Source organism: Bulleidia extructa W1219, from assembly GCF_000177375.1.
Taxonomy (GTDB): Bacteria; Bacillota_I; Bacilli_A; order Erysipelotrichales; family Erysipelotrichaceae; genus Bulleidia; species Bulleidia extructa.
The window spans coordinates 266,443-288,797 of the sequence record NZ_ADFR01000002.1 but is presented as its reverse complement, the minus strand read 5'-3'; the positions used below and the strand labels follow the sequence as shown (position 1 = coordinate 288,797).

Below are 22,355 nucleotides of genomic sequence, written 5' to 3'. Positions count from 1 at the left end.
ATGGACGAGCAAACACTTAAGATAATGGGTGAAAAAACGGGATGGTATGAGTCTATGAAGGGTATTTCAAGTAGTATAGAATACAAAACCTTTTATTTGGAGAATCATTTAGGACAATATCCTGATTTTGATCATGAACATTGCACATTGTGTTTTGAAAAAATCATGAATCGAGATGGATGTGAAAAAGAAGGATATGTGACATTAGATTTTTACTATTGGTTATGTAAGGATTGTTATTCTAAGTATCATCAATATTTAAGTACCAAGTTGTTACAGGAAGATAGTTTTAAAGGCTTAACCATTTTTGAGATCATGGATACGGAGCTTAGGTTATTTGATGGTAAGTATAAATATTACTTAAATCGGTTGAAATTCTTTTTCAATAAGATTCAACATCAACCGATCAAAAAAGTGGATGTAGAAATATATCCCATCGTTGGTACTGAGACACCTTCTACTGGATATGTGATGGAGTTAAGGCATAGGAAAGTGACTCTTAAAGAGGCAGGGATAGGAGAGATTTTAGCTTACATTGAGCAGATTAAAAATGATCAAGAGGTATTAAACTACGCTTCTTTCAATAGATATCCTGAAATGGAAATAGTTTTACAAAAACCTAAAAGCCTATAGTTGTAGATAGAGGAAAGTATCTTATAGAAACAAGTTAGACTATAAGAGGTCAGATGGATAGTATGGATCTTTAAGCACAATCGAACGGTTGTGCTTTTTTGAATAGATTGAAGTGAGGAAAAGATTCAAATATACAAGAAAAAATAATGGAAATCACATATTGACTAAAATTTGTGAGGGTATACTAAAAATATATTGGAAAGCGCATATATTAGGGAGGATGAAGGATGTCGGTTGGTGATATACTCGAACAGAAGAAAAATAATGGTTTGGATTGTCGTTTCAATGGATACTTGGAAGAATATCTTGATGTACAAAATGATGATTTGTCGAATGATTTTTTGGAAGTGTTAAAGTCTATTTTAAAGGAATTTCCTCAAATTCGTATTTGTGTTGATTTGCAAGCCTCAATAAACTCTTCAACCATTAGTAATCAAATGATTCGTTACAAGGATATTTTTAAATTGGAAGGTAAGCCAATGGTAATTCCTTTCTTTTTATACTTGGAAAAAGGGGCTAAGCAAAGAGCTTTATTGATTTGTGATGAACCACAATACAGTTATCTTTATGCCAAGGGGTTATTCTATTGTTTGAGTGAACCGGAAAGTGAATTTGCGTCTTGTAAAAACGATATTGTAGCCATCGGGAATGATTCCGAGATTGATTTGGTGGATTTATTGCATACAATGTTTGATGAAAAATGTGGGTTATTACAAAGAAAACTAGATCATAAATTTTTTCAAGGATATGGTAATTTGAAAAATGATGCTTTGTTAGCGGCGAATCAATTGCGTTTAGAAGCTCCCTTGATTTTGGAAGATTTATACGATCGGAAACAGAAAATTTGTTTCTATGTGACGCATTGGTTCTTGTTGAAAAAAGTTCTTTATGTACAATATATGGTAAATAAGAACCTGTTGAATGCACATCATGGTGGGGATATTCGCCAACAACGAGCCCAAGCGAAAAAGAACGCTGATGAAATTGTTTTCATACCGTATAGTGATTTATGGCGCGTTGGTCAAACGAAATAAACCATCCTGATAGAGGTTTTTATATTGGAGGAAAACGTATGTTTAAAATTTATGGAAGTACCATGTGTCCGGATTGTGTGGCATGCAAACAAAACTTTGATCGATATGGGGTGGAGTATGAATTTCTAGATATCACCGCTTCGTTGAAAACTTTGAAGGAGTTTTTGATTTTAAGAGATCAAGAAGCTGTATTTAATCACTTAAAAGCCATTCATGATATCGGTTTACCGGCTTTGGTGAGAGAAGACGGATCGGTTTTTACCGATTGGGAAAGTTATTTACAAGAGATGGGTAAAGAAGTGATTTGGGAAAATACAGGTCACGCCTGCTCTTTAGATCATAGGGGTTGTTAGGATGGATAGTGAGCGATTGGCTAAAGTAAAAGAAGTGAAAAAGTGGCTTCATGCTCATCCGGAAGTTTCTAATCAAGAGGTAAAAACACAAGCGTATTTGAAGGATTTTATCACTAAATATCTCCCGCAGTATGAAATTCATGATCATGTGACTTGGTTTTATTGTATGAAGCCTTATCAAAAAGGAAAGAAAACCATTGTTCTAAGAGCTGATCATGATGCCATCGTCAATTCTAAAGGAGAAGTGTTTCATGGCTGTGGGCATGATGGGCATACCGCTATTTTGTTGGCAGTGATGTTGGAAGATATTCCGAGTGAGAATAATGTGATTTATTTATTTCAACCGGCGGAAGAAAATGGTACGGGAGCTAAGATGTGCCAGCCTCTTTTTGAAAAATATCCGGTTGATGAGGTGTTTGGCTTGCATAATATGCCCAGTTTAAAAGAACAAGTGATTTTTTATCATCCGGAAACCATTATGTGCGCATCGGTCGGTTATCGAATTAATCTGAAAGGCAAACAAAGCCATGCCAGTGAACCGGAAAAAGGACTGAATCCGGCTTATGCGATCGCTCAGTTTGTACAAGAGATAGAGCCACTAGCTCAATATCGTGGTTTTAAACCTTTTTCATTTTTGAATCATCCATTTTCTTCTTTAGTCATGGCTACGATTATTCAAATAGAAATTGGCAGTTCAAATTTTGGGATTTCTCCGGCTAATGGTTCTATATCACTGACGCTTCGTTCTGCTAAACAAGAAGAATTAACAGTACTGGAAGAGTTCATTCAATCGTATTTTAGAAATTTAGAAGGATTTGATATTCAAATAGAAGAATTAGATCGATTTCATGCGACCGTGGCTCATCCTAGATTATTGGAAGAAGCTTTGAAAAGAATCCATCAGCATCGTTTAAAGGTAGAGCCTTTAGAAATTCCGATTCGGGCTAGTGAAGATTTTGGCTATTACGGCCAATGGGCACCATCTGTTTTCTTTTTGATTGGAACAGGAGATTGCCCTGCTTTGCATCAGGATGATTTCTACTTTAAGGAAGATATTATTCCGGTTGGAGTGGCACTTTTTAAAGCTTTAATACAATAGTTTCTATGATAAAGATCATGTCTTTTGAATCAAAAGAGGTTTAAAAATAGAAGAATTTTAGGAAAACGATTCGGCTTGTTCCAATCGTTTTTTCTTTCATATAGGATGAAAAAAAGGAAAAATGAGATAAAGTATCAGTATGGAAAAACTATTGAAACTATTTGGAAATCTATTGGTGATTGGTATATTATTTCGAATTTTACTATCCTTGTTTAATCCTATTTTATTCCTTGTTTTTATTGGGTTGATTTTAGGTATTATCGGTCGTATTTTTAAAACGGCTGGAATGGTGACGAGAAAAAAAGAATATCGTCGTGAGAGAAAATACTCCATTCAAGAATACGCTCAATTAAATGATTATTTAAAAAAGTGGTTTCGATATGAAGCAACACTTCAAATGGATCAGGGGTATGAACTGCGTTTAAAAAATCGAGAATATCAAGGATTGGATAGTTTAGATGTTTACGAGTCTAATGGCTATGTCGATCATTTTCAAAATTTCAAAAATAATCAACCGGAAAAATACGCTGCTCTTCTTCAAGAAATGATGGTAAGAGCGAAAACCGTGTCAGCAGATGATAATGTGATTGATGTACAAGTGACGAAACACGAAGAAAAGGAAAATCGCTTTGTGGAAAGAATTGATGACTTAAATACTTCGATTCAAGATCCGGAAGTGAAAGAAGCTTTGTATAAGACAAGAGCCTTATTACTTCAGGTGGAAGAATTAGAAAAAAGTTTTCCGGAAAGCAAAGATAAATTAAGAAAACTGTATGAATATTACCTTCCGTATCTCATCAGTATCTTAGAGAAGTTTGCGAAAGTTCAAGTTTCTAAAATGAACGATGATTATGATGGTTCTAAAGACAAGCTTATTAGAACGGTTTCTTTGGTAAATGAAGCGATGGAAAATATGATTTCAAATATGAATGATGAAGATTTCATGGAATTAAATGCAGATATGTCTACTTTGGAGGCTATTTTAAAGAAAGATGGTTTAACCAATGATGGAAGAATGGAGTCTATGAAACATGAAAAATAGAACGGAAGAAAAAGAAAGACTTTGGAAAGAGGTTTTTGGGAAAAAAAGAGCTTATGAACAAAGAGATGATGTTCAAAAGACATTAAAGAATAATCAAGAAGCCTTAGATCAATTAAATGAGATTCTCCACAAGCAAAATCAAAAAATCTATGATCAAAATCAGGTAGATCTAGAGCAATTGGAAAAAGAGATCCATCGTGATTATGGGCAAAATTCTTTTCGGGAAGCTCAAAAAGAAGTGGCGGAGATTGATTTTGTTCAAATTGAAAAAGAATTGAATGAAAAAGTGTGGGGACAAAAAGAGGCTGTTGCACAGTTAATTCAAGCGATTCGTCGGCCTTTCTTACAAAAGCGTGAAGGAATTCAAAATGTGGTGGTATTAACTGGCCCTAAGGGTGTTGGGAAAAGAGAGTCCTTGGTTGCTTTATTGGATATCTTAAAAGAAAAATCTGTTTTTTTGTCCAATAGTTTTAGAAAAGTAGATTTATCCAGATATCAAGATAGTTCAAATGAGCAAGTGTTTTTACAAGACTTATATCAAGCTAATGAGGGACGGGGTTCTTTTTTGGTTTTTGAAAAAGCAGAGGAAGCAGATCCTTACTATATTCGCCGAATAGAGGAATATTTGACGAATGGCTCACTTCCGTTTCATAAACGTTATGTTTTAAAAGAAGGGATATTGGTTGAAAATCAATCCGGACTTGTTAAAGAAAGTGTGGATCATTTAGCGGTTTCTAAAAAATACCTGATCTTTTTAACGGATTTATCATTAAAGAAATTCCTCTCTTTATGGAAACCGGAAGCGCAGGCTAAGATGGTGGATTGTATTGAATATCAATCTTTAAATAGGGATGTATTACAGCGAGTTTTAGAAGAATATCTAAGAGATATTCAAGAACAGGCACGCTTGAATTTCGGATTTGAATTGACCTTTCAAAAAGAAAGCAAGGTCTATATGTTGGATCATTACAAGCAAAATGAAGGAAAGGAAGGTCTGAAACAGTGGCTTTTGATTTTCCGTCAAAAGCTAGAAGATTTGGCTTTAAAACAGGACCTGAAGGGGCGTAAGGCTATGGTAGAAGTTCATGATCAGCGCTTAACGGCTCGAGTGGATCAAACAGAAATTGTTTTTTATGAACCTATCCATGAACAAGAAATACTCTCTCAAATTGAAGAGTCCTTTTCAAACATCATTGGTTTAGAAGAAGTTAAGGAAAAGATTCGTTCTTATCAAGCCTTATTTTTAGCGCAAAGAAGAAGAGAAGAACAAGGGTTACCGGTGAATCCTATTTCAATGCACATGTTATTTATGGGAAATCCAGGTACCGGTAAGACAATGATTGCTCGTTTATTGGGTCAATATCTCAAGAATATTGGTTTATTGCAAGAGGGGCAATTAATCGAGGTTACACGTTCGGATCTGGTGGCGAAATATGTGGGGCAAACCGCTCCCTTAACAAAATCGGTTATTCAAAAGGCCAGGGGTGGTGTTCTTTTTATTGATGAAGCGTATTCTTTATATCGTGGAGAACAGGATTCATTTGGATTAGAAGCGATTGATACGATTGTTAAAAGTATGGAAGATCATCGGGGAGATTTGGTGGTGATCTTAGCGGGATATGAGAAGGAAATGAAGGAATTTTTGACGGCTAATTCCGGATTGGCTTCCCGTTTTCCAAATCAATTTCATTTCAAAGATTACACGCCGGAAGAGTTAGAAAAGATTGCGGTCTTGGAAGCTTTAAAACAAGGGTATCATTGGGATGAAACGGTTCGAAAAGCATTGGTTCAATATTTTGCGTCTGTGGATACGAATGGAAATGGTCGTTTGGCTCGTAATTTAGTGGAAAAAGCGATTGTCAATCAAGCCACTCGTCTATTAAAAGAAAAAGCAGCTTCCATGGATCAACTTTGTTTAGAAGATTTTGCGTTAGATAAATAGAATTTTGGGTAATATAGGTTAAGAAGCCATACTCTTTTAAGAATATGGCTTTTTAAGCGTTTCATGGAGATATAAAAATAAAATAGAAAGAATTATCAAAAAATTAACTTTTTCACTCTAAAAGAAGTTTTGAAGTATGGTATATTAGTACACATAAGTTAGGGGGATCTGGTGGAGGAAAAAGGGTATAAAAAAATAACACCAAAGAGGATTTTAGGGATGGATGGATTGCGAGCTTTAGCGATGGTATTGATCCTTCTTTATCATGTTTTCCCAAGTCAATTTCCTGGTGGTTTCGTAGGTGTTTCTTTGTTTTTTACTCTTTCCGGTTATTTGGTCGCATGGACAAGTTTCAAGTCGGTTGAAGAAAGAAAGTTCTCTATTAAAAATTATTATCTAAAACGGTTAAAGAGAATTTATCCGGCTTTGATGGTGGTGATTTTCTTTAGTGCTGGTATTTATTGGTTGATGGATCCCATGATTTTAGATGGTCGTAAAAAAGAAATTTTATCCATTCTTTTTGGTTATAATAACTACTACCAGATCGGACAAAACGCAGATTATTTTACAAAATCCGTAAATACTTCTCCATATACTCATTTATGGGCAATTGCGATAGAAATGCAGTTCTATTTTATATGGCCTTGGTTGTTAAGAGTTTATCAATTTTTGAAAAAAACAAAATGGAAACGAGAAGCAAATTATTTTTGGCTGGGGCTAGCTTTCATTAGTGTCATTACCATTCAATTTACTTATCAAACCGGTCATGTGATGATGGCGTATTATGGTTTTATTAGTCGAGCATCCTCCTTGTTTTTAGGGGTTTCTTTGGCTTGTTGGCAATGGTACAGTGATTATCAAGAAAAATTCTTATTGTCTCCTAGGCTATATGGACTTCTTTTGGTGTTTCTTTTTGCTCTGATGGTTTTCTTTATGAATGGTCAAAGTGAATGGACGTACCGTGTTGGCTTGCTGGTTAGCTCTTTGGTTTCGGTGGAACTGATTCGTTTTATCACGGCAAAAACAGTTGGAATTGGGAAATATTTGGATATTCCTGTTTTAAAATTGATAGCAAAATGCAGCTATGAAGTGTATTTATGGCAATATCCGATTGTATTCTTCTTTCAATATCGACATTTAGATGAACTGCCTTTAGCAGGGGTGGTGATGATTGTCGGTATTTGGTTTTTCGCTTATTATTCGCATGGTTTTTTGGAAGAGATCATGTATGTTTTATTTGGAAAGGGGGAAGAAAGGTCATGAAAAAGCCTACAAAAGCACAAGTGAAATTCATCGTTTGGTCACTGGTTATGATCATTCTCATGGTGGGTGTTTTTGCGGTATTTACAGCAACGAATAAAAAAGAAGAAGACGCAAAAACCTTGAAACAAAGTCTTCGTCAACAAGAAGAAGCTTTGAAAGAAAAAAAGGCAACTGTGGAAACGCAAGAGGGTAAAATTCATGCGTCTCAAGCGTATAGTAAGATGAGTTCCAAAGAAAAAAATAACTTGAAATCCATCAGTTTTATTGGAGATTCTGTCATGCTTGGATCTGCTTCCGCTTTGCAAGAAGCTTTACCGGAAGCTATCATTGATGCAAAAGAATCACGTCAGGTTTGGGACGCTACCAAAATTATCAAAAGTTTAGCAAGCAAGGGAAATCTTGGTGAGACGGTGGTGATTGGATTAGGAACAAACAGTCCTTTTTCCATGGAGGTTGGGCAAAATGTCATTCATGCCCTAGGTAAAAAAAGGAAAATTTATTGGGTTAATGTGTATGGACCAATGAAATGGACGGATAAATCGAACGCAACCATTCAAGCGATTGCCAATAAAAATAACCATGTGGAATTGATTGATTGGTATACACACGCTAAAAATCATAAAGAATGGTTTTATGCAGATGGAATTCATCTAAAGCCCCAAGGGGTTAAAGAGTATGTAGATTTTATTCTAAAGAGTCTTTCTTGAGGCTCTTTTTAAGTTATACTAAGAGAGTAAGAAGGTATAAATATGAGTGAAAAGTTAGAAAGACAACAATCAGAAGTGACATTAACGTTAACACCAACATTGGAAGAAAAAGAGGATAAAACAGAAGTCACTGAGGAAAAAGAATTGCTTCAAGATCCAATTTCGGAAGATCAATTAAATGAGAAAGAAAAACAAATGATCAGTGACTTTTCTAAAAAGATCAATATTGAAGATGCTACAACGATTCTTCAATATGGTTCATCTGCTCAAAAGAAAATCAGTGATTTTTCGGAATCCACATTAAAGAATGTTAAAACGAAAGATTTAGGAGAAATTGGTCATTTATTAGGAAACTTAGTAACACAATTAAAAGATACTGGTTATGCAGAAGAGAAAAAAGGATTTTTTGCAGAGTTATTTGGCCGAGGAAAAGAAAAAATAGTGGTTCGATATGAAGATGCGGAAAAGAACGTTAGTAAGATCGCTAATGTATTAGAGGATCATCAAATCACGTTAATGAAAGATATTTCAATGTTGGATGAGCTGTATGTGAGGAATCAAGAAAATATCAAAGAATTGGATATGTATATCTTAGCCGGTCGTCGAAAATTACAAGAAGTCAGAAAGGAAGACTTGCCACCATTAAGAGAAAAAGCACAAGCTTCCGGATTGCCGGAAGATGCACAAAGAGCGAATGATTTAGAGCAAGCGATTATTCGCTTTGAAAAGAAACTTCATGACCTTGAATTGACTCGTCAGGTTTCAGTTCAGATGGCGCCTCAAATTCGGTTGGTTCAAAATAATGACACGGTGATGACAGAAAAAATTCAATCAACTTTAGTCAATACAATTCCGCTGTGGAAAAACCAAATAGTGCTTTCTCTAGGGATTCATCATTCCAAAAAAGCTTTAGAAGCACAACGGGAAGTATCTGAAATGACGAATGTCTTATTAAAGAAAAATGCAGAGACTTTGCATCAAGCAACGGTGGATACGGCTAGGGAAAGTGAACGTGGCATTGTGGATTTAGAAACGTTACAACATACTAATGAAGAATTGATTCAAACCTTGGATGAAGTTTTAACTATCCAAAAGGAAGGCCATGAAAAGCGAGAAGCAGCTGAAATGGAATTGCGTCGTATTGAAAATCAATTAAGTGCTAAACTATTAGAACAAAGGAAATAAAGGGCTTGAAGAAGAGCCCTTTTATTTGATCAAGAACCTGTTACAGATTCACTTTTTTAAAAAAGTGATGAGTATAATATAAAAAAGGACGCTTAAAAAATCGTCATTTATGATAAGGAGCGTCCCAGAGGATTCAAAAGTTGCAATCAGCCATCTTTTACACAATGATTCCTTGGTGATTGACGGTTTAACATTTAAAGTATTGTTTTTGATTTGGCTACTTGGTAACTATATAGTATGTCAATCATCAATGATAATAACATCGTGATGACCACTAAAGTAGGTAATGTTGAATGATGGAAATGAAAACTAAGTATCATGATCACGATACCGGATATCCTAGTGGTCATACCCGATACTTTTTGACATTTTTTCCACACCTCATCGCTTTTCATACTCCATTTTGTACGAAATCCCAGGACACTATTCATCTTCAATTTTGGCATGATATTACCGAGGATGATGAAAACCACACCCATGATAAGGAATATCATTTGTCCAAATTCAAGAGAAAAAAAGGATAGATTTTCTGCTTTAGTCACACTTGAATAAATCATGGTTCCAGAGAAGATATTAAAGATCAATAATGAACAATTCCCAATAATAAGACTCATTTTTTCATTGTTATTTCCTTGTGTCTTCTGCTTTTTGGCTATTTTTCCCAGTAACAATAGGAATTGTCCAAATAAAATGGTGATAATCGGAAAAATTAATAGTTCATATTTGCTTCCCCATCGATCGACAGTATTTTTAAGATTATAATGAGCCGGTATGAAATCAGGCAAGAAGCATAACGCAATAACACTGACTACCAATGGTGAAAACATCAGTATATAAAATAATTTTTGATACTTCATCTTTTCCTCCTTTCAAATCAGGAATCCATATAATTATTTTGTCTAAAACGGATAAATTTAACTCATAAAAATGAAATTGTATACGTTGTTTCGTATATGAAATCGGCTTTTTTCGGCTTTGATAAATGATAAGATAAGGTTTAAGGAGACATTTCTAAATCTCCAAAATCTATTTTCTTTGCCTTTAATTCCATCAAACTATTTCTTCCATAATCATCTGTTAATGTGGATAAATATCTTTCATGGGCATGATAGAACACTTCGTGATCTATTTGAAATATTTTTTAATAGTTGAGTGTTCTTTTTGTGCCATGACTCTTGTGATGTCGTTAGTAGAGGCCACTAGCTTAGAAATAATCTAAAAAACACCACTCATCTTCAGATAAAGAGCATGGTGTTTCTTTAGTATTATAGTGAAGTAGGAATCAAAGAGGGGTTACTGATATAGATGATAACCATCAAAGCAAGTATACCGGCTACCAGTAATAAAGCTCCCAGATAACTTCGGAAAGAATCTTTTAGTAAGGAGAGCAATTGAAAGAGGTAGACAAAGTAACCGATCATGCCAATGATCATCATTAGAAAACCAAGGGGCATCAGGCCACAAAGGTCTATCAATAGTAAAGTAAAACAGGGTATGACATGTAAATAAGTTAGTGTGGAGACAAGTTCCGTGGAGTTATATTTGGTTTTTCCAAAAAACTGAAGGAATAAGGTGTTGATGGCATATGAAGCAAATACGACTAAAAAACTAACAAACAGAAGAAAAAGTTGATGATCTGTGAAATTTATATATTGAAAGCACCACCACATCAAAAGACCTGATAAAAACAAAATAAAAACAGATACAAATTGATTAAACGCTAACCTTTCCATAGGGTGAAGAAGGACGGAAAAAATCGGCTTCAGTTCTTCAAAATGGATTTCAATGGTTGAAGTATCTTTTTTTTCATCAGCGAAAAGCCGAAGAGGCTTGCCGCAATAAGAACAATATTTTGAATTTTCTTTTTCAATCGGTTTTCCACAATTTGGACAAAACATGGTAATCCTCCTTTGAACGAACTTATCATACCATATAAAGAGCTTTGCGAGACTTTTATAACCATGACAAGATTTATCTCGTATAATAAAAACAATGAAAAAAAGAAAAATTCGTAAAACATGGAAGAAGAGAATGAGGGTGATCATCGGAGTCTCTTTTTTGTTAGTGACAGTTTGGGGTTGGTCTTTTTGGAAGAATTCAAATGACAATAAGGGTATAACAAAGCCATATGCTCACGACTATCATTGGTCGCATTTAGATCGATCAAAGATGATTTACCGATATGAAGATTCCCGTTATTATTCTCGTTTTGGTATTGATGTGTCTTCTCATCAGGGGAGAATTGATTGGTCAAAGGTGAAGAAAGCCGGAGTTCAATTTGCGTATATCCGATTGGGATATCGGGGGTATCAAAATGGTGGTCTTCATGAAGATACGACTTTTCGTTACAACATAGAGGAAGCTTTGAAACAAAATATTTCTGTTGGGGTGTATTTCTTTTCCCAAGCCATTAATGAAAAAGAAGCGAAAGAAGAAGCGGATTTTGTGTTGAAAAGGATTCGTTCCTATTCAATCAGCTTACCTATTGTGTATGATTTAGAAACTGTGCCAGAAGCTAAAAGACAACGGATTGGTTTATTGACAAAAGAGGATAGAACAAAACAAGCTGTCGCCTTTATCAAGAACATTCAGCAGAATGGGTATAAAGCCATGACGTATTCCAGTACAAAAATTTTTGCGAACATGTATCAATTGGATGTGATACAAAAATATCCTGTTTGGGTGGCGGAGTATGATCAAGTGGTGAAGTATCCTTATCAATTTCAATTCTGGCAATATAGTCATAGAGGAAGAATTAATGGAATTAATCGCTATGTTGATTTAAATCTTCAATTGATTCGGAAATAAGAAAATGGTCGGATTTTTCTATTGAAAACGCTTTATTTACAGATGATTCGTTTCATGATAAAGTAATATTAGTAAATCGGTTTACTAATATAATCGATTACTAGATGGAGGGCAAATGAAGACGAAAAAGGGGATTCAATCCATGGTGAAGGCTATATTACTGACCTTATCATTATTCCTTGCTATACCGGGATCTCTGGTGGTGCAAGCACAAGATCCAAACACTTCCTTGATCCAGAATGGGAATTTTGAAACAACCATTCAGAAAAATGGTCAATGGACAGGTCAAGCGGCTAAGGATTGGTCGGTTTGGGTGGATAAAAATCAAACTAAGAAAAATACATATACCATTGAAGTGAAAGAGGGTCAATTGCATTTAGAGGCAAAAGACACTTTAAGAGCTGTAGTTCATCAAACAATGGATAAGAAAATTGATGATACGAAGAGGTATCGTCTAAGTTATCGCGTTCATACAAAAAATAAAATCAGTTTTTTCTATGCGCGAATTCAAGAAAGAAAAAAAGGGGAGACAACATTTTCTACCAGTAAAGCATTGCAAACTCAACATGTATATAAAGACCAAGCCTGGAAAGAAATTGTGTTTGATTATCAACCGGGTCAACATGTGGATACGGTGAAATTGGAATTGATTTATGAAACAGGGACAGGAGAAGTCTTTGTGGATGAGGTGAAATTAGAAGAAGTTGCTCCACTTCCAACAAAAGAATGGATCAAAAATCCAAAATTTCAAGAAACGGAAGATGGAAAAGCTCCTTGGACGGGGAAAGCTGCGAAACATTGGACAGCATGGGTTCCAAGAGAATATCAAAAAACGGATGGGGCTCAAATGTTTGTGAATGATCAACATGAATTAACCATCTCTTCTGCAAAAAATTTTCGTTCTTGTGTGTATCAAGATATTCCTCATGTAGATAATACGAAGAATTATCAATTAACCGTTAAAGTAAAACTGAATCAGAAACAAGGTGTTGCAAAATTAAGAATTTTAGAAAAACGGAAAAATGCACAAGGAAAAGAGGAGCAGGTGAATTCGGTTAGTTCTAATACTCTAACGGGAACCAGCCAAGGGTGGCAAGAATTAAAGATTAACTATAGTCCGTTAAGCTTGACTCAATTCATCCGTTTGGAATTATTTTATGAAAAAGGTAGTGGAACCGTTCTTTTCAAAGAGGTGGAGTTTAAGGAAGTGGGTTCTAAGAAACCTTTTTCTCCGAAAGATGTCAATCGAGAATTGGAGAAGGAAATTTCTTTTCCATTAGATAAGATTTATACGTTGAGAAATGAAAACTATCACTATAAAGCGTTAAATGATACCATAAGCGTTCATGAGGGCATGATCAAAGCTAATAAAATGGGTGTTTCTAAATTGGAAGTCCAAGAAAAAGGGAAAACGATTGCCACGATTTCTGTTCATATTACAAAGCCGGTTGCGGATGAATACGATCGATTATTAGATCAATGGAATGAAATCATTGTCGGTAACCGGTCTTATGATGAAAATAATCCTGCTATGAAGTCTTTGTTTACCAGCTTGGAAACCAATAGTGAAACCTATTTGAGAGAAATGAAAAAAGAGGCGAATCGAACTTACTTATGGGAAGAGGCGAAAGAATACGAACGTTCTAGAACATTGACAACCAGCTTTAGATATTTAGAAACCATTGCTAAACAAATTACCAATCCGAAGTCTAAGTATTACCAAGATCCAAAAGCTGTTCGCCTGGTTAGAGAGGGTATGGAATGGTTGTGTACTAATGTTTACAATAGAAAAGCTCATGTGATTGGAAACTGGTGGGATTATGAAATAGGAGCTCCTAGAGCGATTAATAATACCCTTTCCCTCATGCACCAATATTTTTCGAAAGAAGAAATTAAAAACTATACCGATGGCATTGAACACTTTGTGCCGGATTCAACACGGTTCCGTGTGACACAGAACGATCCGTTTGAAGCCCTTGGGGGTAATTTGATTGATATGGGTCGTGTTAAAATTATTTCCGGTTTATTAAGAAAAGATGATCAAGAAGTCAAAGAGACGGTTCAAGCGATTCAAAAGGTCTTTTCAATTGTTAAGAAAGGGGAAGGCTTCTATCAAGACGGTTCCTATATTGATCATACTAATGTAGCGTATACAGGGGCTTATGGAAATGTTTTAATGGACGGATTCTCTCAATTATTACCGGTGATCCAAGCCTCTAAATCACCACTTCCGAAAGAAAAATTAGCGGTGGTTCGTCATTGGATTGATAAATCTTTCTTACCACTCATCGTTCATAATGAACTGATGGATATGAGCCGTGGACGTTCAATCAGTCGATCCGGTAGTGAAGACCATGTCACGAGTGTGGAAGTGCTACGTGGAATTGTGCGTGTTTTCGGCGTATTTGATCAGGATTATCAGAGATCATTAAAATCAGAAGTGAAAACCATTTTAAAAGAAGATACGTTCTATAAAATTAGTGATAATTTGAAGAGTTATGGCGATATAGCGAATGTGGAAAAATTGTTAAAAGATAAAAACGTTTCCACGATACAAAGAATAACGAAATTATCCTTATTCAATCACATGGATAAAGTAGCGTATTATAACGCTAAGAAGGACTTTGGTTTCGGTATTTCCATGCATTCCAGTCGCACATTAAATTTTGAGATGATGAATAATGAAAACCGTAAGGCATGGTATACGGCAGATGGTATGACGTATCTTTATAATGGAGATATTGCTCACTATAGCCAACACTATTGGCCAACAGTGGATCCATATCACTTACCGGGGACAACGGTTTTAGATCGTGAAGTTAGAAAACCAAAGGAAATCGGATCAACGATGTCTTCTGCTTTTGTAGGGGCTACTAAAGCGGGTGAATCTTATGGAACTGTAGCGATGGATTTTGAAAATCAATTAAAATCTCTTAAAGCTCATAAAGCTTGGTTTATTTGTGATGATCAGATTGTTTCGGTGGGTAGTGCTATTTCAAAGAAAGATAGTCATACGACTGTTGATCAACGTAAGCTAGATCCTAAGAAAAATTATCGGTTTTACGTGAATGGACAATTGGTGGATTTGGATCATGGAAAGAAAACCATTCAAAATGTACAATCTGTCTTTGTGGATACCGGGGATAAGAAAACAAATATTGGTTATCATTTCTTAACACCGACCACTCTTGAATTATCAAAGTCTGAACAAAGCGGTAAGTGGTATGATATTCGAGAAGTAAATGGGGAAGATAAGACGGTTCATAAAAACACATTCTATCAATTCGTGATTCCGCATAAAAATATAGATCATTATGCTTATTCGACAATTCCATCCGTTACAAAAGAAGATTTCTTTAAGATGGTCAAAGATCATCCAATTCAACTGGTGAAAAACACGAAAGAAACACAAGTGGTGTATGATCGTCGTCAAAAGAGTTACGGTATTGTGAAATACGATACGACTCCGGAAACATTTGGTGATGTCAAAGTAAATCAAAAGGGTGTTTATGCTTTATTGAATGGAAATGGAAGCTATTATAATCCAATTTCCATGAAAGAAGAAAAAATCGAAAATTCAACAAAGCCGGTCCGCTACCGAGTTTTAGAAAACGAGTTAGAGAAATCTTATCGAATTCGAGTGAGCATTCCTTTCGCTAAGTTTAAGGATGTTTTCATAGATGGTGTTCTATTATCGAAAGATCAGTATTTAGCTAAAGAAGGTAGTACGATCATTCAATTGAAGAAAGAGTATGTGAAGACTTTGAAACAAGGAAATCACACCATCAAGATCGTGGCGGAAGATGGTGAGGTTAGTCAAAGTTTCTTTATGCAACGCCGAGTCAATGTAAAGACCTCGGATTCAAATACATGGGTGTTGTTAATTGGCTTTATGTCGATTGGATTATGGAGTTTGTTCTTGGCTATGAAATATCGCTTTAAAGTATCGAGATAATCTCTCTTTAAAGAAGGAAGTGAATGATTAAACATCCACTTCCTTTTTTTGAATGGTTAGTAATTTAAGAGTCGCTTTTCCTTGACTTAGATCTTGTATTTCTTGGGAAATATTTTGTTTTGGGAAATCAAATTCACAATACACTTGATCACCATATTGGAAAGTTGGGTTTGTTTTGTTTTGATAAAGCCAAGGATCTAAGCGATTGGATAGTTCATAAGGATATTGCATTGAAAAGTGATAATACAATATCAATTTAATTTTAGGAGCTTTTTCTAAAGCCATGCTGGCGGTAGAACGATAAGCTCGTATCAAGCCACCGGCTCCTAATTTAATCCCACCAAAATAACGAACTACACAAACCAAAGTATTTTCTAAATCCGCATAACGAAGAGATTCCAGAATGGGGATACCGGCGGTACCGCTTGGCTCATGGTCATCACTACTTTTCATGAATTGACCGACTTGATAGCCATAACACACATGGCTTGCATTGGGATGTTCTTTACGTAAAGCCGCTATTTTTTCCTGAACGTCTTCTAAATGTTGAACCGGTTGAACGACAGCGATAAAACGAGATTTTTTAATGACTACTTCGTATTCACTTCTTCCTTTCACTTGCATAGTTTAATTATTGTATAATAAATGTACTTATGGCAAGAATAAAACAGTTAGAGGCACATATCGCAAATATGATTGCGGCCGGGGAAGTGGTAGAACGACCTAGTGGCGTTGTTAAAGAACTTATTGAAAATGCGATTGATGCACAAAGCACCAAAATTAAAATCAGTATTGAAGAAGGTGGAATCCAAAGAATACGGGTGGAAGATAACGGTATTGGAATGGATAAAGAAGATGTGGTGAATTGTTTCAAAAGACATGCGACATCAAAGATTTTTAAAGAAGCAGATCTTTGGTCCATCCATTCTTTGGGATTTCGAGGGGAAGCTTTACCATCCATCGCCTCTGTTTCTAAAGTGAGTTTGATTAGTCACAATGGAGAAAAAGGGCATCGTATTATGATTCAATACGGCATACAAAAGGCTATAGAATCTTATCCGGCAAATCAAGGAACGGACATTACGGTGGAAGGCTTATTTTACCAGACACCGGCTCGATTAAAACATATGCGTTCCGCTGCTTATGAAACCAGCCTTGTGTTGAGTGTGATTCATAAGTTTGCTTTGGCGTATCCGGAGATTTCATTTACCTTTATTTCTGATGATAAGGTAAGTTTTCAAACGACAGGTTCAGGAAATTTGAAAGAAGTGATTTTCTTGGTTTATGGACGATCGGTTGCAGAAAATTTGGTTCCTTTTGAGTTTCGTGATCAAGATTTTTACGTACGTGGCTATGGGGTAAAACCATTAATCACAAGATCGGCGAGAAACCATATTCATTTATTTTTCAATGGGAGAATGGTACGTCAATACCGTTTGGATCAAGCCGTTCAACATGGCTATGAGGATTTTATAGTGAAGGGACGCTATCCGATTGTGGTTTTATCTATGGAATTAGATCCACATTTGATAGATGTGAATGTGCATCCTAGTAAATGGGAAATTCGCTTATCCAAATTGGCTAATTTAGAAGCATTAATTGAAAATGGTATTCGAAAAGCACTAATGGGAGATCGCTTGGCACCAGAAATAGAGACCGGTGTGTCTAGGCAGGAGGTTTATTATACCCAAACGCAAATGGATTTAAAAACACCGATTCAAGAAAATAAAGTGGAATGGAATTCACAACCAACGGCACAAGAATCGTTTACATTTCCCAAACAAGAAGAACCTATCTATGAAGAAAGAAAAACCACTTTGCCACAAATGCAAGTGATTGGTCAACTTCATGATAAATTTATTCTTTGTGCGTATGAGGAAGGATTGGCTATCTTGGATCAACATGCGGCGCAAGAACGCGTTCATTTTGAGGAATATGTTCAGAAACTCAATCAAAATCCTTCAATGCAAGATTTACTGGTGCCGATGATGTTGCATAGTGATCGCACCGTTGTCGAGCGAGTACAAGAAGTTAATGAAGCTTTGAAAGATTTACACATTACTTTAGAACCTTTTGGAGAAAATTCTTTTGTGCTTCGAACCATTCCGATATGGTTAAAAGAATTAGAGATGGAGCCTTTCTTGCAAGATGTTTTAGATGGATTTAAGAATGATCAGGAAATTAAATATACTCGTTTAGAGAGAAAACACATTGCGACATTGGCTTGTCATCATTCGATTCGCTTTAATCGTAGTTTAACCGTAGAAGAGATGAAAGAAGTGGTTCGTCAGTTATATACATGTGAAAATCCTTATCATTGTCCACATGGTCGACCAACGATCATCTTCTTAAAAGAAAAAGAATTGGTAAAGGAATTTTACCGATGAGAAAGATTGTTGCGATTGTTGGCCCAACGGCTTCGGGGAAGAGCGATTTGGCTATTCGCTTAGCAAAAAAACTGGGGGCGGAAATCATTTCAGGAGATTCCATTCAAGTGTATCGAGGCTTTGACATTGGATCAGGGAAGGTATCATTCAAAGAAATGGATGGAGTGATTCATCATTTGATTGATATTAAAAATCCGAGAGATCAATATAGTGTGAAGGAATTTCAAAGTCTCTCACGAGAAATTATTGAGACAACCAATAAGCCAATTCTCTTTTGCGGAGGGACAGGATTATATTTGAAGGCAGCGTTATATGACTATGATTTTCCGAAAGAAGAAATAGCCCGTTTTGATTATTCTCAATTTTCTAATCAGGAACTATATCAGAAATTAAAAGAAGTGGATCCGAAACAGTGTGAAAAAATTCATCCGAATAATCGGCAAAGGTTGGAAAGAAGTTTAACTATTTATGAACAATCCGGTGTTCCACAAAGTACACTGGTGGATCGACAAGAAAAGAAACCAATCTACGATGTTTGTTGGCTTGGAATTGATTGGGATCGAAAGGTGTTATACCAACGTATTAATACACGAGTGGAAAAAATGATTGAGGCTGGTTTGGCAAAAGAAGTGAAATGGTTATTAGAACATGGATCTACTTTTGAGGATCAAGCCATGAAGGGTATTGGATATCGAGAATGGAAAGACTATTTTTATGGGGAACAAACATTGGATCAAACTAAGTATTTAATTCAAAAAAATAGTCGTCATTTTGCGAAAAGACAATACACATGGTTTCATCACCAAGTGCCGGTGAACTGGATTTCTTTATCAGAGGAGGAAAAAGTCATTGCGAAATTAAAGAAATGGTTTGGTTAAAATAAGGTATTGTATTAGATTTGGTATTATGATTTACTTTAGTGTAGAATGAAGATGTTATTGAAAGGATGTGTTCAATTATGAGTGAATTTAGAAATGATTCTTATGTTAGTTCTCGCCCAGAAGTACTCGTGAAATCCTATATGACAAAAGTCTATGGTTTTATGGCATTAGCCTTATTCCTAACGGCAGCAGTTGCTTATATGGGATATCAATCTTTGCTTTCAGGTGGATTTATCTATCGCTTATTAAGGAGTGAGTTCGGCTTTTGGATTTTGTTTTTGATTCAGTTAGGATTAGCTTTCGGGTTATCCGCCGGCATTTCCAGATTTCCTGCGTGGATGAATGGTTTGATGATGGTTGTTTATTCCGTTGTCACGGGAATTACTTTTTCGGTATTGCCTGTTTTGTTTGAAATGTATACCATCTATCAGGCATTCATTTATTCGGCTGTTTTATTTAGCAGTTTGGCGATGGTGGGAACTTTTACGAGTTTTGATTTATCAAAAATCAGCGGTATCTTGATTGGCGGTTTAGTAGCTCTTGTGATTATTCACTTGATTGCTATCTGGGTTCCTAGTCTTCATCAAAATATGTGGGTTTCCTACGCCGGTTTAGTGATTTTCATGGGATTGACGGCTTGGGATGCACAAAGATTAAAGAAATACGCCCTGATTCAAGAGGAAGGGAACAAGCAACTAAACTTAGCTATTTATGGAGCCTTTGAACTTTACTTAGATTTTATCAATATGTTTATTTATTTGTTAAGAATCTTAAGCGGAGGTCGCAGAAAATAAAACAGGAATCTTTCCTGTTTTTTTATAGAAGATCATATGCAGAAACAATGGATTGCTTATACTTGTCCCTATTGTGGCGAAACGATGGACTTAGAAGTTACACTCAGTTTAGAGGCAAGTGAAGAGGAAAAAGAATTATTAATGAGTGGCGATTTATTTCATCATAGTTGCCTTCATTGTCAACATGAATTTTTGTTACAAGTTCCGTTTACTTATATGGATCGTTTGCGTAAATTTGTGCTGGTTTTGGTGCAGGAAGAAATGTTGCCAAAAGAAATGGCTCAAACGGGTCCGGCTTTGAATCAAGTTGGTTTTACGCTTCGCCACGTGCAAACCATTCAACAGTTGGTTGAAAAAATTCAAATATTTGAAGATGGTGTGGATGATCGCTTGGTTGAATTGGCGAAATATGATAATTTTATTGAGTTTGTGGATCATAAAAAAGGAAATCCGGAAGAGATTACATCCATTGAATATCAGCGAATGGATCATGAAGTGATAAAAATTAATATCCGAACAAATGATGGTGGGATGTCTTTTTTGACCCCATTGAATCTAATCGAAGAAGAATATCGGATAGATCAAGAACGCTTGACGATTCAAAATGAAGTATTCCCTATTGTGGATCAAAAATGGATCATTTCTTGTTATCAGGAAACGGAAGGAAAAGCGTAGGCAAGAAATGGTGATGTGGTAAAATGGCTGGTAGTGATATCCACTATTTTAAGGAGAATTTGTATGAAGAAAGGAATAAAATTTCACAGCATATATTATCGCTTTTTTGTATTTATTTGGCTTTTAGCCTGGATGCTGATATATAGAATTTCTTTAGATAAGAATGGCTCTTTTTGTTTATCGGGGAAGTGCATTTCAGCTAAACAAATACCGTTTTTAAGTATTGGTGTCAGTTTATTACTGTTACTGATCTTTTCTTTTGTAGGGTGGAAATTATCCATTTCTCAAGAAGGGATCTATTTGAAAAAAATAGATTTACTGGTTCCTTGGGACGAGATAGAATCGGTCAGCCATGTCTGGATCAATGAAGCTAATGGAAGATATGCACGTGTCATGTTTTTTTACAATCGTAAAACATTGGTGGTGTATCGAAAGAGTCAAAAACCTATTTGTATTTACAATATTTCTGTTTTAGCTCTCTATGGGATTTATTTTTATAATCCTAAGATTAAAACGAATGTGATATCCGCAACATTGGCGACGCTTTACAATCTTTTTCTAAATGCCTATATATTGTATATCGGTTTTATTCAAGGTGTTAAAGGATTGAAATTTGGTGTATTTTTGAAATTATCAATAGCTTACGCTATTAAAGTACTTGTGATGCCGTTATGGATGGTTTGGTATCAAAATAAAATACATGGAAAGTATTTGTTGCATCATGATCATTTTCATCATAGCCCCTCGTCTAATGTGATTCATCTTTAAAAAAGAGAAATTTTCACATAATATCACATAGCATTTCCACTGTTATGAGAAAATGATTTCCTATATTATAGATGCAAGTTAAAGAAACTTGCCCTGATGAATGGAAAATTCTTCAGTACTCTATCCCCTAAAATATTTGAAATAAAAAGAAGAAGTTAATACTTCTTCTTTTTATTTTTCAAACTGATGCATGAATTTTTTGATATTGTGTTCATCTCCCAACATGAAGATAGAATCTTTTTGGTTGAAGGTATAATCGGGCGAAATGATGGAGTTAACTTCATTATTGGTTCGAACGGCAATGATATTGATATGATAGGCACGTCGAACATCTAATTCGGTAACTGTCTTTCCTACCCAATCTATTGGCGTAGAAACTTCATAAATAGAAATGTTATCGCCAACCGGGATATATTCGATGATAATATCATTGAAATAGCGAACAGCGGTCAGATTACCGATTTCTCTTTCCGGATAAACCACATGATCAGCCCCATTTCGCAATAAGAATTTTTCTTGTGTATTCTTAGCGGCTCGGGAAACAACTTTTTTAGCCCCCAGTTCTTTTAAGAAAGAAGTGGCTTCTAGGGAAGCTAGAAAGTCATCACCAATGGTCACAAAGCAAACATCAAAATTAGAGACTCCTAAAGTCTGTAGAAATTCTTTTTGAGTAGCATCTCCAATGACGGCATTAGTCACATAAGGCATGACATCATTGATATTCGATTCTGAGATATCTACGGCTAAGATTTGAACATCCAGATTATTTAATTTTTTAGCAATATTGCGACCAAAACGACCCATACCAATAATTAATGCTTGTTTCATA

The 22,355-nt window shown here is 35.5% G+C and carries 20 protein-coding genes; 16 read left to right on the top strand and 4 right to left on the bottom strand.

The window, feature by feature from the left end; all coding sequences use genetic code 11:
* The 9 genes from HMPREF9013_RS01975 to HMPREF9013_RS01935 all read left to right on the top strand — a co-directional run bounded on the left by HMPREF9013_RS01975 (position 1) and on the right by HMPREF9013_RS01935 (position 9,258).
* The gene (locus HMPREF9013_RS01975) at positions 1–633 is read left to right on the top strand and encodes a hypothetical protein (RefSeq protein WP_006626696.1); all 633 of its coding nucleotides are present in this window, start codon (positions 1–3) and stop codon (positions 631–633) included.
* 227 nt (positions 634–860) lie between these two features.
* The gene (locus HMPREF9013_RS01970; protein ID WP_006626695.1) at positions 861–1,667 is read left to right on the top strand and encodes a hypothetical protein; all 807 of its coding nucleotides are present in this window, start codon (positions 861–863) and stop codon (positions 1,665–1,667) included.
* A gap of 38 nt (positions 1,668–1,705) precedes the next feature.
* Positions 1,706–2,020 carry a glutaredoxin domain-containing protein gene (locus HMPREF9013_RS01965; RefSeq protein ID WP_006626694.1) on the top strand — a complete coding sequence of 105 codons (315 nt, stop codon included), beginning with the start codon at positions 1,706–1,708 and terminating at the stop codon, positions 2,018–2,020.
* Position 2,021: 1 nt separating this feature from the next.
* Positions 2,022–3,119 (top strand): M20 metallopeptidase family protein, encoded by a 1,098-nt coding sequence (locus HMPREF9013_RS01960; protein ID WP_006626693.1) that lies wholly within the window; start codon positions 2,022–2,024, stop codon positions 3,117–3,119.
* Between the two features lie 139 nt (positions 3,120–3,258).
* The gene (locus HMPREF9013_RS01955; protein ID WP_006626692.1) at positions 3,259–4,161 is read left to right on the top strand and encodes a hypothetical protein; all 903 of its coding nucleotides are present in this window, start codon (positions 3,259–3,261) and stop codon (positions 4,159–4,161) included.
* Positions 4,151–6,103, top strand: a complete 1,953-nt coding sequence (locus HMPREF9013_RS01950) for an AAA family ATPase (RefSeq protein ID WP_006626691.1) — start codon at positions 4,151–4,153, stop codon at positions 6,101–6,103. The genes HMPREF9013_RS01955 and HMPREF9013_RS01950 overlap by 11 nt, the downstream gene beginning before the upstream one ends.
* 219 nt (positions 6,104–6,322) lie before the next feature.
* Positions 6,323–7,366, top strand: a complete 1,044-nt coding sequence (locus HMPREF9013_RS01945) for an acyltransferase family protein (protein WP_156780617.1) — start codon at positions 6,323–6,325, stop codon at positions 7,364–7,366.
* Positions 7,363–8,073, top strand: coding sequence for an SGNH/GDSL hydrolase family protein (locus HMPREF9013_RS01940; RefSeq protein ID WP_006626689.1), 711 nt, complete (start codon positions 7,363–7,365; stop codon positions 8,071–8,073). The genes HMPREF9013_RS01945 and HMPREF9013_RS01940 overlap by 4 nt, the downstream gene beginning before the upstream one ends.
* A 42-nt stretch (positions 8,074–8,115) precedes the next feature.
* The gene (locus tag HMPREF9013_RS01935) at positions 8,116–9,258 is read left to right on the top strand and encodes a toxic anion resistance protein (RefSeq protein ID WP_006626688.1); all 1,143 of its coding nucleotides are present in this window, start codon (positions 8,116–8,118) and stop codon (positions 9,256–9,258) included.
* A 194-nt stretch (positions 9,259–9,452) separates the two neighbouring features.
* On the opposite strand, the gene HMPREF9013_RS01930 is transcribed toward HMPREF9013_RS01935, so the two are convergent.
* Together HMPREF9013_RS01930 and HMPREF9013_RS01925 are read right to left on the bottom strand one after the other, a co-directional pair.
* The gene (locus HMPREF9013_RS01930) at positions 9,453–10,115 is read right to left on the bottom strand and encodes an SdpI family protein (protein WP_006626687.1); all 663 of its coding nucleotides are present in this window, start codon (positions 10,113–10,115) and stop codon (positions 9,453–9,455) included.
* A 408-nt stretch (positions 10,116–10,523) separates the two neighbouring features.
* Positions 10,524–11,156: a zinc ribbon domain-containing protein gene (locus tag HMPREF9013_RS01925; protein WP_006626685.1), complete on the bottom strand. Its 633-nt coding sequence runs from the start codon at positions 11,154–11,156 to the stop codon at positions 10,524–10,526.
* 94 nt (positions 11,157–11,250) lie between these two features.
* Here HMPREF9013_RS01925 and HMPREF9013_RS01920 point away from each other — a divergent pair, with 94 nt between their 5' ends.
* The gene (locus HMPREF9013_RS01920) at positions 11,251–12,066 is read left to right on the top strand and encodes a glycoside hydrolase family 25 protein (protein ID WP_006626684.1); all 816 of its coding nucleotides are present in this window, start codon (positions 11,251–11,253) and stop codon (positions 12,064–12,066) included.
* Between the two features lie 115 nt (positions 12,067–12,181).
* The gene (locus tag HMPREF9013_RS01915; protein ID WP_006626683.1) at positions 12,182–16,021 is read left to right on the top strand and encodes a polysaccharide lyase 8 family protein; all 3,840 of its coding nucleotides are present in this window, start codon (positions 12,182–12,184) and stop codon (positions 16,019–16,021) included.
* Between the two features lie 27 nt (positions 16,022–16,048).
* Here the strand turns inward: HMPREF9013_RS01915 and HMPREF9013_RS01910 are convergent, their stop codons facing one another.
* A complete protein-coding gene (locus HMPREF9013_RS01910) occupies positions 16,049–16,645 on the bottom strand; it encodes an IMPACT family protein (RefSeq protein ID WP_006626682.1) in 597 nt (198 codons plus the stop codon).
* 29 nt (positions 16,646–16,674) lie between these two features.
* Here HMPREF9013_RS01910 and mutL point away from each other — a divergent pair, with 29 nt between their 5' ends.
* From mutL to HMPREF9013_RS01885, 5 genes are all read left to right on the top strand, one after another.
* Positions 16,675–18,408 (top strand): DNA mismatch repair endonuclease MutL, encoded by a 1,734-nt coding sequence (gene mutL, locus HMPREF9013_RS01905; RefSeq protein ID WP_006626681.1) that lies wholly within the window; start codon positions 16,675–16,677, stop codon positions 18,406–18,408.
* Positions 18,405–19,286, top strand: a complete 882-nt coding sequence (gene miaA / locus HMPREF9013_RS01900) for a tRNA (adenosine(37)-N6)-dimethylallyltransferase MiaA (protein ID WP_006626680.1) — start codon at positions 18,405–18,407, stop codon at positions 19,284–19,286. The genes mutL and miaA overlap by 4 nt, the downstream gene beginning before the upstream one ends.
* A gap of 80 nt (positions 19,287–19,366) precedes the next feature.
* Positions 19,367–20,083 carry a Bax inhibitor-1/YccA family protein gene (locus HMPREF9013_RS01895; protein WP_006626679.1) on the top strand — a complete coding sequence of 239 codons (717 nt, stop codon included), beginning with the start codon at positions 19,367–19,369 and terminating at the stop codon, positions 20,081–20,083.
* A 36-nt stretch (positions 20,084–20,119) separates the two neighbouring features.
* Positions 20,120–20,758 carry a CpXC domain-containing protein gene (locus HMPREF9013_RS01890; RefSeq protein ID WP_006626678.1) on the top strand — a complete coding sequence of 213 codons (639 nt, stop codon included), beginning with the start codon at positions 20,120–20,122 and terminating at the stop codon, positions 20,756–20,758.
* 63 nt (positions 20,759–20,821) lie between these two features.
* Complete coding sequence (locus HMPREF9013_RS01885) at positions 20,822–21,526, top strand: hypothetical protein (RefSeq protein ID WP_006626677.1); 705 nt, start codon at positions 20,822–20,824, stop codon at positions 21,524–21,526.
* A 171-nt stretch (positions 21,527–21,697) separates the two neighbouring features.
* Here the strand turns inward: HMPREF9013_RS01885 and HMPREF9013_RS01880 are convergent, their stop codons facing one another.
* Entirely contained in the window at positions 21,698–22,354 is a 657-nt protein-coding gene (locus tag HMPREF9013_RS01880) for a potassium channel family protein (RefSeq protein WP_006626676.1), read from the bottom strand.
* Between the last annotated feature and the right edge of the window lies 1 nt (position 22,355).